The 15,032-nt window shown below is 33.7% G+C and carries 12 protein-coding genes; 9 read left to right on the forward strand and 3 right to left on the reverse strand.

The annotated features are described in order from the left end of the window. Nucleotides 1-249: 249 nt before the first annotated feature. From rpsF to QA584_RS01100, 8 genes are all read left to right on the forward strand, one after another. Nucleotides 250-537, forward strand: a complete 288-nt coding sequence (gene rpsF / locus QA584_RS01065) for a 30S ribosomal protein S6 (RefSeq protein WP_278272678.1) — start codon at nucleotides 250-252, stop codon at nucleotides 535-537. 21 nt (nucleotides 538-558) lie between these two features. Beyond that, complete coding sequence (locus tag QA584_RS01070; protein ID WP_278272679.1) at nucleotides 559-999, forward strand: single-stranded DNA-binding protein; 441 nt, start codon at nucleotides 559-561, stop codon at nucleotides 997-999. 59 nt (nucleotides 1,000-1,058) lie between these two features. Further along, on the forward strand, nucleotides 1,059-1,343 hold the full coding sequence (rpsR, locus tag QA584_RS01075) for a 30S ribosomal protein S18 (protein ID WP_442870345.1): 285 nt from the start codon (nucleotides 1,059-1,061) through the stop codon (nucleotides 1,341-1,343). Nucleotides 1,344-2,178: 835 nt separating this feature from the next. Then, entirely contained in the window at nucleotides 2,179-3,054 is an 876-nt protein-coding gene (locus tag QA584_RS01080) for a hypothetical protein (RefSeq protein ID WP_278272680.1), read from the forward strand. A 230-nt stretch (nucleotides 3,055-3,284) separates the two neighbouring features. Continuing rightward, complete coding sequence (locus QA584_RS01085) at nucleotides 3,285-4,271, forward strand: hypothetical protein (protein ID WP_278272681.1); 987 nt, start codon at nucleotides 3,285-3,287, stop codon at nucleotides 4,269-4,271. Between the two features lie 486 nt (nucleotides 4,272-4,757). Further along, nucleotides 4,758-5,684, forward strand: a complete 927-nt coding sequence (locus QA584_RS01090) for an ABC-three component system protein (protein WP_278272682.1) — start codon at nucleotides 4,758-4,760, stop codon at nucleotides 5,682-5,684. 33 nt (nucleotides 5,685-5,717) lie between these two features. Next, nucleotides 5,718-5,966 (forward strand): ABC-three component system middle component 6, encoded by a 249-nt coding sequence (locus QA584_RS01095; protein ID WP_278272683.1) that lies wholly within the window; start codon nucleotides 5,718-5,720, stop codon nucleotides 5,964-5,966. Then, nucleotides 5,953-7,704, forward strand: a complete 1,752-nt coding sequence (locus tag QA584_RS01100) for a DUF2326 domain-containing protein (protein WP_278272684.1) — start codon at nucleotides 5,953-5,955, stop codon at nucleotides 7,702-7,704. Before QA584_RS01095 ends, QA584_RS01100 begins: the two co-directional genes overlap by 14 nt. A 921-nt stretch (nucleotides 7,705-8,625) precedes the next feature. On the opposite strand, the gene bglS is transcribed toward QA584_RS01100, so the two are convergent. Together bglS and QA584_RS01110 are read right to left on the reverse strand one after the other, a co-directional pair. Further along, entirely contained in the window at nucleotides 8,626-9,333 is a 708-nt protein-coding gene (gene bglS / locus QA584_RS01105) for a beta-glucanase (RefSeq protein ID WP_278272685.1), read from the reverse strand. Nucleotides 9,334-9,515: 182 nt separating this feature from the next. Then, nucleotides 9,516-10,229 (reverse strand): ferric reductase-like transmembrane domain-containing protein, encoded by a 714-nt coding sequence (locus tag QA584_RS01110; protein WP_278272686.1) that lies wholly within the window; start codon nucleotides 10,227-10,229, stop codon nucleotides 9,516-9,518. Between the two features lie 393 nt (nucleotides 10,230-10,622). On the opposite strand from QA584_RS01110, the gene QA584_RS01115 reads away from it, so the two are divergent. Beyond that, nucleotides 10,623-12,857, forward strand: a complete 2,235-nt coding sequence (locus tag QA584_RS01115) for a WG repeat-containing protein (protein ID WP_278272687.1) — start codon at nucleotides 10,623-10,625, stop codon at nucleotides 12,855-12,857. Between the two features lie 241 nt (nucleotides 12,858-13,098). On the opposite strand, the gene QA584_RS01120 is transcribed toward QA584_RS01115, so the two are convergent. Further along, complete coding sequence (locus tag QA584_RS01120; RefSeq protein WP_278272688.1) at nucleotides 13,099-14,886, reverse strand: methyl-accepting chemotaxis protein; 1,788 nt, start codon at nucleotides 14,884-14,886, stop codon at nucleotides 13,099-13,101. Nucleotides 14,887-15,032 lie beyond the last annotated feature (146 nt).

A 15,032-nucleotide genomic window follows, 5' to 3' on the forward strand; every position in this document is an offset into this window, starting at 1 on the left:
ACATTATCGTATTAAAGAAGTAGAAGGAGATAATAAGGGGTTAAAAGAAATGAAAAGCTTTGAAAAGGACAAAAAATAATAGAAGTGATAAGGCTGTTCAAGAAATAAATATTAAACAAAATATGAAAAATAACTTGCCAAGCCTTGCTATCTATGGTAAAATAAATATTCGTGATATGTTATACAAAATTTTCCTTGCTCTTTACATTGCGTTAAAGGGCCAGAGACCAGAAGGAGGTGCAGACAACTATGAACCAATACGAATTAGCCTTAGTTGTAAATGCAAAAATCGAAGATGAAGCCAGAACAGCAACAGTAGAAGCCGTGAAAGAACTTATTGTAAGATTTGGCGGAGCAGTTACTAACGTTGATGAATGGGGTAAGAAGAGATTAGCTTACGAAGTTCAGAAAATGAAAGAAGGCTTTTATTATTTCATCAAATTCGATGCTGATTCAACATGCCCAGGCGAAGTTGAAGATCGTATTCGCATTATGGAAAATGTAATCAGATTCTTATGCATTAGACAGGACGCATAATAAAAGGAGGTATTCCTTAATATGAATAAAGTCATTTTGATTGGCCGTCTCACAAGAGACCCAGAAGTAAGATACTCTCAGGGAGAGAATTCCTTAGCAATAGCAAGATATTCCTTGGCTGTAGACCGTAGATTTAAAAGACCCGGTGAACCAGACGCAGATTTTATCAATTGCGTATCTTTTGGAAAAGCTGCTGAATTCGCAGAAAAGTACTTAAAGCAGGGAACAAAAATTGCAGTTACCGGACGTATTCAGACTGGAAGTTATACCAATAAGGACGGACAAAAAGTTTATACTACCGACGTTGTAGTGGAAGAGCAGGAGTTTGCCGAGAGCAAAGCAGCAAGCGGAGATTCCGGTTCAAACTACCAGCAGACCCAAAGACCGGCACCAAGCCAGGCAGTTGGAGATGGTTTTATGAACATACCGGATGGATTAGATGAGGAATTGCCATTTAATTAAGCATTAAGAATAATATAAGTATACAAAAAAATTGTATTCATCGGATAAGGAGGTCAGTTATGCCATATAATAGAAATGATAGAAACGATAGAAATGATAAAGGCGATTCTCCAATGAAGAGAAGAACCACTCGCAGAAGAAAGAAAGTTTGTGTATTCTGCGCTGATAAAAACCATGCAGGTATTGATTATAAAGATGTTAACAAGTTAAAGAGATATGTATCTGAAAGAGGTAAAATTCTTCCTAGAAGAATTACTGGTAACTGTGCAAAACACCAGAGAGCTCTTACAGTAGCGATCAAGAGAGCAAGACACATCGCATTAATGCCTTATACAATGGATTAAGCCCTTATTTTATTAGGGTTGCATAGGTTGTGAAGGGTCGTAGTACACGATTTGAAAAGAAAATTAAAATAGCCGTTACATGACTTTAGAGTTGTGTAACGGCTTTGTTATTTGTAAATCATTGGGGAAAGAGATGAAAGGAAATAAGTCCTAAAATCATTCTGATTACATCAATACAACGCCAGCTAAGAGTAATTCTAATAACTGATCTTTTGAAAAATAAACGAAAAACATGTTAAAATTTCTGATAAAAGGTATAAAAGGAACTGATAAATAATTAATTAGCATTTAGGGGTTATGGATAATTTATGCTGGAACAAGAAGAATATCAAGAACAGTTTGAAATAGACAATAGTTATGAGGTCCCAAAATATGATGACGATAAGAAATATATAGGTATGTGCAAAGGTTTTGTATTACAACCAGTAAAGGAACAATACCAACGAATGAATTTTTGAATCGTATGGTACGTGCAATCGTTAAATGTATATAATAATGAAGAAAGAAAAAGAGCTAAGGAAGAAGAGAGGAAAGAAAAACTGCTTCCAATATTCTCGATACATTGTAAAAGACATACATTTGTTACACAATCCTAAAGTAGGCAAATGCTTGGATTGAGCGTATCCATACTGATTTTAATATTTTAAAAGCAGATATGGAAAAAGCATGGGGAGCATAGAACATAAAAATAGCATATAGTATTCCAATTAGAGCATTAGTATTTTTTAATACTGGTGTTTTTCTGATAGAAGCAGATTTGAAATATATGGTAAATTAATGTAGAATAAAGGTAAATTGTAGATGAGGATAGAATTAGTTAGAATAAAGGAGGACTATGTATAACGATACAATATATAATGTAATTATTGCACCTCACATTGAGGACAAACTATTTAAAAAACGTTATGATTTTACGAGATGGCTTTGGGGAGGGGTTATTTTACTTTTTTTTGACATTGCATATTTGGTATATGGTTTAATTAATCAATACAATGAATTGGATTGGATTTATACTGTTATATCAGTAATGGGCATAGTCTTTGTGTCTTTGGGATTTTATGTTATGTTCCATAATCCTTTACGAAAGTATCATATATCTTTACAGGTATACTTGTACCTATTGTTTATGGATTATTTTTATTTTAAAAATGAAAAGTATCCGAATGGACTTAAGGTAAAAATGCAATATGTTATAATAGTTCAAAGCTGTATTGACTCTATTGACAAATACATTAAGATGATGGAAATATTACTAATAAGTGGAGATAATACAATAGCTCGGATTAAATATTTACGTGCATTAAGAAATTTACTTTATAAGATGAAAGGAGAAGAGTTTTTTAAAAACAAAATAGTATTATTTAGAAGTGTACTTGATAACTTTTACGCCAGCACACATATTGGATTAAAAGCAGTAATTGATTTTAATGAAAATGTTGAGTATTTTGAGGATAGTAATTTAGAGTTAAGAATTCAAGAGTGTAACAATATTCTTATACAAAATGAGGCTTCATTAGAGAATAACAGCTCTCAAAAGGATGATAAGATTTCAGGAAGAAAACGCAATATGCTAATTGTATTGGTCATATCCTTAATAGTAACTATAGCAAGCTTAAAAATTCCAGATAGAATTTGGGCTATAGTTATCATAAATATATCAGTAATAGCAGATATGGTAACAGTTTTTTGGTCTTCGAGGGATAGCAAATAAATATAAAATAACTATTGTCGATTGTATTAATACAGAGGAACAAAATGCAATATTGCCATATAAGAGCTGTTATTATCTCCTCAATATGCAAGAGTATGATACCATTTTACATCATTATAAAAAAGGGATTTGAAAGAGTGTGAAGTGATTGCCGTTGACGTTAGTGGGAAAAAGAGCAAGATTAAGTTGGACTTGATGCTACCATCTACTCAGGCAAGAAAGGGGGAGATATGAAAAAAGTATTTACATACATAGTTACTATTTTTATAGGTGTTTTTTATATTTTATTTTTGGGTAACTATGGTAATGATATAATGGCGGCATTTTCAGAGGTTATATTACCATGTGTTTGCATTGGTATTATGTTAACAGAGCAGGTTTTAAAAAGTAAAAAAATATATTATGTTCATGAGTATTTGAAAATTAAAAAAATAGATGATTGCTCATTAAATAAGCATGATAGAAATTATATTATTAATATTGACCTAGACATAGATAAGACAATTACTGCAAAGATATTGGCTAAAAAAAAGGGGTATGGTGAGACGTGTCTTGATATTATTTCTTTGTTATTATCAATATTGGCAATTGTCGTTATAGTTGCACGTAAGCAGATAACAATAACCAGTTTGATTTCTTATAGTATTTTTGCTAGTACTATTATTAATCAGGTTATAACTAATCGTGAAAACAAATCTGAAATTTTTTTTAGATATGTTGAAATTAATAAAAATGATAAAGATGAGAGCATAAAGAATAATATAAATGCATTGTTTTTAGAAAATATGACACATATTATTATCAATAATGATTTTTATGATTTTATGGGGAAAAAGTATTTTATCATTATATATAGAAAAATAGCTGCATGGGAGAGATTTGTACTAAGTTATTTAAATGTATGTGTTGAAGGTATAGCATTTTATTTAATGGTGCGTTACGCATGGATAAATGGTCTAATGAGTGTTGCAGTCTATTTACCAATCTTATTGCCTTTGTTTGTTTGGTGTTTTATAGATGGTAAAGAGTTTCAAGACAGAGTAGCATTGAAGCAGGTTCATGTTAGCAAATATTCCAAAAGTTGGATTATTGATTATGATATAGACGAAATGATGTGTCTTGAGATTAATGAGGAAAAGTATAATATGGCATTTGAAAAGATTGGAAAGTTTAAAGCTATGAAATTATATGCAAATTATAGGAATAAACGTTATTGATAATTGTTTGTTAGTACACGATATCGTACACGTTTTAACTAAAGATGGGGTTACGACGGAGTCTGATGAAAATATGGGAATAAGAGATGGAGTGTGAAGAAGTAGCTATAATTTTAAGGAGTGAGTCGTGTGCTAATGACCCATATGCGGAGTATAGTTATAAATAAGCAGAATTATTACGAAAAAAAAGATGGGATATGATGAAACAAGATGAAAAAGTGAATGTATAGAAAAACGTTGAAAATAGGGCATTATAGCATAAGATGATAAAAAGGCTGCAGATTGATTATAGGATTATTTTAACAGGATTTAACAGAAAAAGATTGATATTCAGATCTATATATGCTAAATTACTCTATAAGAACATTTGTTTGAATGACGCTATTTAAAAGTTAATGGTAAATTACTGCAAATTGTTTTCCATAACAAAAAGTTTGTGCTATAATATTATATACTCAAGTCATAATAAAAGTGAGGGGTTTACAAATGACTAATAAAGAACATTACATAGCTAAAATTTTATATAAAAATAAAGTCCTTCAATATAAAGGGCAAGCGTATGAAGATTTTTTTGTGGCTATAATGACTAGGCAAAATGTAAATTTTAAACCTATAAAAGCATATGGTAGGATTGGTGATCATAAAAATGATGGTTTTGATAGTATGACTGGAACATATTATCAAGTTTTTGCACCAGAAGATATTAATAAGGATTACACAATATATGAAGCAGTTAATAAATTAGAAAATGATTTTAAAGGGCTGTTGATTCACTGGAATGAGTTGTGTCCTATAAAAAAGTATTATTTTGTTATAAATGATAAGTACGAGGGAGTTCCTGCACCCATTGAAGAAAAGATACTTTCGCTTAGAAATGAGCATAAAGATATAGTAATCGATACTTTACTGGCCAAAGATTTAGAGAAAAAATTTGAGACATTAGAAGATACTCAAGTTTATGAAATTGTGGGTTATCTGCCTGATGAAGCAGCAACTGTAATTGGATTTGATGCTTTATGTGAGACAGTCAATTATTTAATGAGCGTTGAAGTTCCTTTTGTAGAAGCTAGTGGCTTAATTGTCCCTGATTTTGATGATAAGATTGTATTTAACGGTCTTAGTACATCAGTTGGTAAAATGCTAGCAACTGCTGGATATCAAGACGGCTCTTTAAAAAAGTACTTTAATTCCAATCCTGGAATTGATGAAATACTACAAGAAAAATTTCATGCTCTATATATAGAGGCAAAGACCGTAATAGACGATAATAAAGATAATTTTGCAGATATGCGCTTTTTTTATATTTTGGATAAAGCTTGTGTAAGAAAAACTATACCGATTCAAAATAGTGTAATAGCATTAATGTCTTGCTATTTTGCTAGTTGTGATATATTTGAAGAGCCAATAGAATAGTAATTTATGAATAGTATGAGAGGAGGGGAAAATATGATATTGCCGAAAAAACATCTGTCTATAAGTGAATCATATTTTGGCTTTGGTGCATTTTTATTAGCGAAATTAGAAGAACCGAATACAATTGAATCATTATGGAACTATTATAAAGATGCATATTCAGCAAAACAGTATCCGGTTAAATTTTCCTTTGATCAATTTATTTCAGTAATTGACTATTTATACATGATAGGTGCTATTCAACAAAATGGGGAAGGAATGATTTGTTATGAAATTGCTTAGTTTAGGAGCTAATAAGAATACATTCCATCCTATACAATTTAAAGATGGAATTAATATTATTGTGGGAAAACAGGTTGCACCTCATGATAAAAATGATGGTAACACATACAATGGAGTTGGTAAATCTCTTATTATTCATTTAATACATTTTTGCTTAGGCTCAAATAAAATAGATGCACTTTCTGTAAATTTACAGGGTTGGGAATTTACATTAAGATTTAAAATAGAAGGCATAGAATATTATACGACAAGAGGAACAGAGAATCAGTCAAAAATAGATTTTAATGGAGAAATTGTTTCGGTAAAAGAATTAAGAAGAAAATTGCTTGATTTAATTTTAGGAGATATAGAGTTGCCTAAAAATATGTCATTTAATACAGTGTTTTCTAGATTTGCACGTAGATATAGAAGTTGCTATACTAAGTATGATACATTTGTACCTAAAGAAACAGACTATAGTAAAATTTTAAATAATTGTTTTCTGTTAGGCATTGATACAAATCTTATTGTGGAAAAGAAAGAATTGAGAGATAAACAAATAGCGGCTAAAGATACCGAGAAAGCTATTAAAAAAGATCCAATGTTTAAACAATATTATTTGGGAAAAAATGATGCAGAAATTGATGTAGCAGAATTACAGTATAGAATAGCGGAGTTAGAAAAGGAGATATCTGAATTTAAGGTTTCTAATAATTATCATGAATTAGAAAAGGAAGCAAATGAGAAAAGCTATAAGAAAAAAGAGCTTGAAAATGAAAGAGTATTAATACAGAATTATATAACGAGTATTGAGCAGGCTTTTAAGGAATCCGCTGAGATTAAGCAAGAAAAGATAATAAAAATGTATGAAGCTGCAAACATTGAAATTCCAGAAATGGTAAAAAAGAGCGTGGAAGATGTATTACAATTTCATAGTAATCTATTAGCGGCAAGAAATACACGATTGAGAAAAGAACTATACAGGTATAAGCAAGAACTTGAAGATATCGATAGTCAAATAATGAGTATTGGGTCTAGAATGGATGATCTACTTGGCTTTTTAGATTCTTATGGTGCTTTAGAGGAATACACAGCGTTAACCAAACAATTAAATGGGCTTAAAAATGAGCTGGCTAGAATTGAAGAATACCAAAAAATATTAAAAGCCTATAAGGATATGGAAATAGATATTAAAACTAAGTATATTGAGCAGGATAAAGAAACTGAGTTGTACTTGGATAGTGAAGTACAACATATTTCGAATTTAAGAACAATGTATTGGAACTTTGCAAAACGTTTTTATCCTAAAAAGAAAAGTGGATTTGTTATTAAAAATAATTCTGGAGAAAACACATTAAGATTTGTTGTAGATGCTAGGATAGAAGATGATTCTTCAGATGGAGTAAATGAAGTTAGAATGTTTTGCTTCGACCTGTTGTTTTTATTGAATAAGATTAGTAAAATACAGTTTCTTGCTCATGACAGTAGGCTATTTGCAAATATGGATCCTAGACAAAGAGAGACTCTTTTCAGAATTGCTAATGACGTTTGCAATCAAGAAGGTTTTCAGTATATTTGTACTATTAATGAAGATGCATTACTATCATTTGAAACATTGATGCAAGCTGATGAATTTAAAGAAATAATTCAAGATAATATACGTTTAGAATTAACTGATGATGCACCAGAAAGTAAGCTGTTAGGAATTCAAATTGATATTGACTTGGAAGACAAAGGGAAAGAAAATGATTTAATGTAGTATTTATGTGTTTGAAGGCATACACATCTGCGTACACGATTTGAAAAAAACAGACGAAGAAAGACGGTATATGATGAATAGTCGATATTATAAGAAACGTAGTAACACAGGGCATCACAGCGTAACATGGAGCATGATGAATTTGTATCAGTCCATATCGTACTTATGTCTTACACAATGGATTAAGCCTTGCAAATCAAGGGTTCCAGAAGTTGAAAAAGTTGTAGTACACACTCTGAATATGGAAATAGAAATGGCCATTACATGACTTCGGTTGTGTAGTGGTCTTTTGTTATATAGATAAGTATATATTATGAAAAAAATGTAAAACTAAGATATCCATTATACACTTACCTCATTCATTAAGAATGATAAAAAGTTTATTGGAAATGTGTAGGAAATTTATACACAACAGTAAAGGAACTATTTCGACAAATGAATCGTTAAGTAAGGAAAGTGCAGGAGATACTATGATAAGGGGATTATTAGTTGATTATTAAAATTTACTTCATAAGAAATTTATCATAGGGCTAGAAGGTTCACAAAATCTAGAATTTGAATTTAAAAATATTAATTTTATGCACTTAATTAGACTTCATAAATTAGATGATATCTCTGTGATTCAAAAGTTTAATGACAAAAATGTCATGCGGTACGTCTATATATTAATTATAAATGTAAGAAATAAACTGCTCTATTATTATAATAAACACCATCTATGACCAAGAATATGCAATACTGAATTCTTACTCATAGATGGTGTTTTACAATAGACATCAAATAATTTTCCGGTCATGGCACGTCATGACACTTAAGAGGAGGGTGTCACTGATGTGACAGCGCTTAAGCGCTAGAGTCAGGCGGTAGAGTCAGGCAAGTCCAGACTCATTGTTCTAAAAGGATGTTTTATTACTATGGAGTTTAGTTACTGTCATAGGATACCCAGTCATAGGATGCAGTCAGGGGAGTCCTTCCATTATAAGCCCCAAGCCAGCTGTCTACACCAGTACCAGGCCAGATGTTCATCATGATTTTACCGGCATGGGAAGGTATGTTACTGGTTGCTCGGTATACCTCATTGCCATCAACTAACCAGGCAATGTAGGTGGGCTGCCAATTGAAAGCATAAGTATGATAGGAAGCGGATGCATCAAATCCTAAATTATAGATCTTCTCGTGATTACCAACACCATTTGTGAAATAGTTAAACTGGACTTTCGTAGTATCCTTACCTAAGAATTCAATATCGATTTCATCCCAGGGAGACCCGTTATAAGTAAAGAAAGACGAAACAATACCAGAGTTTTTAGCGGGTTTCATTCTTACCTGATATAATCCGTAGCTATAGGTATTTCTTGTACGATATTCTCCGCCGGCATAGGGCTTGGAGCCACTGTCATTTGTGATTGATAAATTCATAATACCACCGCTAAAGCTACAATTACTATCTCTCCAGGTGCAGTTGAACATACCGCCATTCGTCCACCCATTTGACTTTTCCCAAAGGGAGGAATTATAACTGTCAAATGCCTCTCCCAAATGAGTTTTCGCACCAGCTGGTATTGCTATCGTAAAGCTTAGAATTAAGCTTACGATAATAGGTAAAACAATCCTTTTTCTTGATTTCATAAGAAACCTCCTTATTATTGATGCGATAATTATAAGGTATTCCAAATTTTAGAAATATCAAAATGATGCTAAATATTATATAAATATGAATAGATTTTTTGTAATTATTAGTAAGATAAAAAACTTATTCTGTAAAATAAAATACCGCGCAGGAGGATACTTTAAAAGGATATTAGCTGTAATTATTCCAGAACGGAATCCGTCTTACGGACAGACTGTTTAGTCCTATCTTTATTAAACTTATGCAGCCGCAGCACATAGTAAGGCAGGAATACCACAGAGTATGTAATAATGCTAAGGACCGTAGAGAAGCCCCGGATGTTGGCCGCCAATACTAGCATAACATGTACATATAAAAGCACATAAAATACATAGGATAATCGCTGGAGTTTTATCCAGTTTGCTGACGGCATACGTTTTCTCACTGAGCGGAAGGAGGTAATCATTAAAGGAAGCATAATGAGAATAAGTATTAAGGTGGTACAGGTTGCAATAATATAAGGAAGTTCCAGCTCACCGGAATTAGTAAACAGGTGAACAAAGTAGTAAATTCCATAATATACATTATGCCCAAGAGCCAGAATACAGCCGATGATGGACATCTCGCCACGTATGGATTTTAACTTGCGTACATAAGGATTCTTCGGATTTAGAACACCAAGATACATAACAAGTGCAAATACTGCCGTTGATAAGGAACCACGGGAAAACTGAAGAACCACATAATCCATAAACCAATCCGGCCACCAATCGTAAACATTTAACAGATAAGAGCCAAAGAGATAGAATACCACGCAAGTAGTCAGCAGATAAAACAGGACAGGCGTTTTCTTGATTTGCTTATGAAAGACTACAAAAAAAACAAGAGATAAAACAAGGGAAATAAGAAATAGCATAAAGCCTCCTTTAATGAAAATAATAATAAACGATGGTTAGCTTAAGCTAACTAAAATATATATAACTGATTAAAACACAAGTGTCAACGACTATTTAGCGGAAAGAACCCTAATGATATTTTTTCTCATAATTAGACTTAAATACTGACAAAATAGGGTATTCCCATGCCATTATCATTTATTTAGAGTTACTTTCTTCAGGTCAATAACGGCAACAAGATTGGAGAGAACAGTTAAAACATTTAAATATTTGTACAACTGTTTTTTATTAGTTGCTTTGTTCAATTGTATTAATCTGGTAAAATAGGTTTGACGATTAACTTTACTTATATTAGAATTATATTAATTAAAGGAATATATTGAGTGTAAAACGAATGAGAGGGAGAAAAATTTATGAGCAAGTTTTTATTTATCATTTTTATGTCTATTTTGATGGCTGTCTACCCAAATGGCGGCAGTAATGTTATGAATGCACCAACAGACAATATAAATCTATCCCAACAAGAAGTTCAAAACCCCGGAACTTCTCAAAGCGCTGAAACTAGTATAAGTCCTGAAACTATCGAAAGTCCAGAAACCTCACAAAGGGTTCAGTATCCCAAAATATTAACCCTAAACTCTGCTACTCAAATAGAGTATGCCGTAAAATCGGAAGGGGTATATTGCATCTATAATGGTAAGAAATATGGTTTCATGAATGATAGCGGAGTAGAAATAACTCCATATCAATACGACTATGCCTATCCATTAAGCGAAGGGCTGGCCTGTGTCCAACTAGGCGGTAAGTATGGTTTCATTAATGACAAAGGAAGTACAAGCATATCCCTTGAGTATGATAAAGCAGCCCCTTTTTCCGAAGGCCTGGCATATTTTGCAAAAGGAGATAAGTATGGTTTTATAGATAAAAACGGGGAGGTGGCGTTTCTTTTAAATTGTGACAGTGTCAGCTCTTTTAAAGAGGGCCTGGCATATTATTTTGACAATGGCAAATACGGTTATATTGACAAAACCGGTACTATAGTAATTAAACCAATCTATGATGATGCAGATTATTTTAAGGATGGTCTGGCAAAAGTCCGTATCGGTCTAAAATATGGACTTATAGATAAAACTGGTACAGAGATAGTTCCGGTGGAATATGATGAGATATCCTATGATGGTCGGTTTATTACCTACAAGGTTAAGGGCAAATATGGTTGCTTTGATAAGAATGGGAAGTTAATATTTCAACCTTTGTATGATACGATAACGATACTGCCCAGTGAAGATGCCGCCATAGTTTATAAAGGTGATAAGCCGGAGATTATAGATTTCAATGGTAATAAAATGACTACGGCTAATTATGACAATATTACCTATGACGGTATAATAACCTACGATGGCAGAATCTATGACGGCAGTGAAAACAGTGATGGAATGATAACGGTTCAGTTAAAAGGCAAGACAGGATTTTTAGACGGTAGGGATTTTAAAGAAGTTATACCACCGGTTTATGACCTGGCCTCATCATTTATTAAGGGGAAGGCAGTCGTAGTTACTGGCGGCGGCTATCAATGCGGTGTTATTGATAAGAGCGGGAATATAGTAATTCCATTAAACTATAATTATATTCAGATGTTTCATAACGGAACCGTTGCACTTAACAAAAAGGGTACCTATGTGTTGGCAGATGCCAGCGGAAAGATTATTCTAAATAAAGAATATGATAATATTTATGAAGCCGGGAACTTTTATATCGTTGAGACAGACGGCAAATATGGAATTATAGACAATGCCGGTAAGGAAAAAGTTCCGCCAATTTACGATTCTATTTCAATTAGAGGTTATAACACGGTGTATAACTCAAGCAGCAGCTTTGTGGCTACGGTTTACGGTGATGTACAGAAAGAATATATGATTGAAACAGGACCGGAACAGACTGCGGACTTATCAGACCTGCTTTTGCAAAACGTAATCACCCCCAGAATAAAGCCATATAGTAAGTTTTATCAAACCGGTAGTTTTCATATTCCTGCCGGCGATAATAGAACCAGTGAGATATCTGTGGGGGATGATATAAAGGATTGTATTATTCATCTTAAATTGTATGATTTAGATGGAAGTGGAGAGTCCCTGCTTTATTGTGTTGCGGTACCTCTAATTGGTAGAGGCCCCGGTCACTTATCCTACAGTGGGCTTTATTCCGAAAAAAATGGCAAGCTTAAGGAACTGGTGACGGGATATGAATGCGGCGGTACCTTAGGCGGTGATCTGGTAAGCATTTTTAAAGATACCGAAACAAATAAGCTCCTTGTAGGCAGTGTCAATCATGCCGGCGGGTTTATGGGAAATGCAAGTGGCTGTGATATTTATGATTATCAGAACAAAAAAACGAAAAAAATTGCTTCGTATGAGTGTATCACACAATCAACTGAGAATTATAAAAAAAGTGATTTAATGAAACAGGCAGAATTGTTTTATGATGATAACGACAAGCCATATAATAAGGACACCGTTTTGCAGGCAGATACAGTAACCGAATATCAGGTTAATGGTAAACAGGTAACCCGGGAGGAATATAACAAAATTGAGAAAAGATATGAATTAATGGAAGATTTTATTACTAACCAGAATGACTTAATTAGATAGGAAAGTTAGTCTATTCTTATTGCAAATAAAGGGTTCTATTAAAAATGTCAGGGTATATTGATGATTTATATGAAGATATATTTCAACATTTTTACTTCAAAAGGAATATCCATCTATATAAAAATCGTGCAAGGACAACTATATGATAGGCTCCCTCCTAAGTGATTAGTTTTATTACTTTACTTGTCACTTAGGAGGGAGCCTATCAGACCTTTTGGGGCTTAATACTTTCGCATTTATGCTATATGGTAAAGACAGCAGTTATGCTATTGATGTTTTCCGCCATTTCATAAAGGGTGGTTACACTTTCTGCAATATTGCCCATAACAAGATTATGCTGCTCTGTAGAGGAGTTGATTTCCTCAATGGAACTGGATACTTCTTCTGCTTGTTTGGATAATTCCTTTAACAGACGGGATAAGGCATCTTTCTTACCGTTGATGGAGGTGTTGTATTCCGCAATGTGGTTAATACTGTCAACCAAAGCCTTTAATTCCTCAGCAATCTGATAAAAGGAAGTTTCTGTCTTTTCTACGGTTTCATTGATTTTTTCTGCGCTTAAGGCATTTTTCTTCACATAATTTTCAGCCAGTGCAGAGTGACTTTGTACTTCAGTCACCATATGCGTAATTGTCTCCACTGCGGTTGAGGTCTCATTCGCGAGCTTTCTGATTTCTCCGGCAACGACGGCAAAGCCTTTTCCTTCTTCTCCAACTCTGGCGGCTTCAATACTTGCATTTAAAGCCAGGAGATTGGTTTGGTCTGCAATCTGGGCTATTACCGTAACAATGGTTCCAATTTCCTGAGTCTGGCGGTACATGGCTTCAATGGTTGTTTCTAATTGGGAGGAAGAGTGATGATTTTCTTCGCTGGCCTCTTTTAAGGCTGCAACGGATTCAACACCGGTATCCTTAAGTGCCAGGGTAAGTTTTGCACTTTCTCTGGCGGCTTCACTCATTTTAGCGCTTTCTTTAATATTCTCGCCCAGGGAATTCATCTCCTGTACACCTTCGTAGATATCCCCTACCTGACTGTCACTGGAGGCTGCAATCTGTACAATGGAAGCTGCTATGGCTGAACTTGCTTCTGTGGAGGTATCATAGGAAGCTTTTAATTCTGAGGAACAATTGCTTAAGTTGTTGCTGGACCTGGCAAGAGATGTGGCAATTTCGTGAAAGCGGTCTATGAGAAGATTCACACTGTCACTTAATAGTTTCGTTTCATCTTTTGCTTTGGTATGTATCTTACTTACGGTCAGATCACCTTCTGAGATGCGTCCTAATGACTTAGCAATTTTTTTGATTGGTGAAGTGATTCTATTGGCAAAGATTACAATAAATATCATGGCCAGAACAAGGATGGCTGCCAGGGATAGGATATTGGTTTTAAAGATAATATCAGGTCCTCTTAAAAGATCGGAATCATAAATAACGGCGGCTACCACCCAGTCCCATTCTTTAAAATACATGGTATAAACAGTTCGGCCCTCGGAAACGGAGCTGTTTGTGGAGGATAAGGAGTATTTTAATTCTCCGCCTCCCTTTTTGGCCAGTTCGATCATGTCCTTTATAACAGGACGTCCGTCCTTGGATTGTAAGTCATAAAGATTATCTGTTAAAAAGGGGTGTGTGATAATATCACCCTTGGAATTAATGATAAAGAAATATCCGTTTTTACCAAGGCTTAATATCGGATCCATATCTTCTGCGGATACCGTTGCACTTGTCGCTGCATCAGCAAGTGCCTGGGAAGCTTCTTTACCGGTCATAAGCTCATTTATGGTATTTAGAGCCGATTTTTTGGCGTCCTCCTCGGACATCCGGCTATTCTCGCCTATGGTATCATTATAATTCTTCTGAATTTCATAAAGGGAGATTTCAATGGAATTCTTTAATAAAATACCATTGGAACGGTTCATTTCTTTGTTGGCTATAATATAGTCAACGATAGAGATTATCAGCAGTGCTACGATCAGTGTTAAGGATGTTCCTGCTATTAATTTGCGTGTTATATTCATGTTAAGCTTCATGTGTGCTCCGATCCTGCATCTGATGGATAGCAGACGCAATTTTTTCTTTAAGTATAACTTGCAGTATACTCCTATTATAACTGAAAGTGAAAATTTATCCAGCATTATTCTACAGTTAAATGTGAAATTATTATTAATAAGGTATA

Source organism: Anaerocolumna sp. AGMB13025 (assembly GCF_029689925.1).
In the GTDB taxonomy this organism is placed as follows: Bacteria; Bacillota; Clostridia; order Lachnospirales; family Lachnospiraceae; genus Anaerocolumna.

Bases quoted from the DNA above. Each gene is read 5' to 3' on its own strand.
- rpsF (WP_278272678.1), top strand. From the start codon at position 250: ATGAACCAATACGAATTAGCCTTAGTTGTAAATGCAAAAATCGAAGAT.
- QA584_RS01070 (WP_278272679.1), top strand. From the start codon at position 559: ATGAATAAAGTCATTTTGATTGGCCGTCTCACAAGAGACCCAGAAGTA.
- rpsR (WP_442870345.1), top strand. From the start codon at position 1,059: ATGCCATATAATAGAAATGATAGAAACGATAGAAATGATAAAGGCGAT.
- QA584_RS01080 (WP_278272680.1), top strand. From the start codon at position 2,179: ATGTATAACGATACAATATATAATGTAATTATTGCACCTCACATTGAG.
- QA584_RS01085 (WP_278272681.1), top strand. From the start codon at position 3,285: ATGAAAAAAGTATTTACATACATAGTTACTATTTTTATAGGTGTTTTT.
- QA584_RS01090 (WP_278272682.1), top strand. From the start codon at position 4,758: ATGACTAATAAAGAACATTACATAGCTAAAATTTTATATAAAAATAAA.
- QA584_RS01095 (WP_278272683.1), top strand. From the start codon at position 5,718: ATGATATTGCCGAAAAAACATCTGTCTATAAGTGAATCATATTTTGGC.
- QA584_RS01100 (WP_278272684.1), top strand. From the start codon at position 5,953: ATGAAATTGCTTAGTTTAGGAGCTAATAAGAATACATTCCATCCTATA.
- bglS (WP_278272685.1), bottom strand. From the start codon at position 9,333: ATGAAATCAAGAAAAAGGATTGTTTTACCTATTATCGTAAGCTTAATT.
- QA584_RS01110 (WP_278272686.1), bottom strand. From the start codon at position 10,229: ATGCTATTTCTTATTTCCCTTGTTTTATCTCTTGTTTTTTTTGTAGTC.
- QA584_RS01115 (WP_278272687.1), top strand. From the start codon at position 10,623: ATGAGCAAGTTTTTATTTATCATTTTTATGTCTATTTTGATGGCTGTC.
- QA584_RS01120 (WP_278272688.1), bottom strand. From the start codon at position 14,886: ATGAAGCTTAACATGAATATAACACGCAAATTAATAGCAGGAACATCC.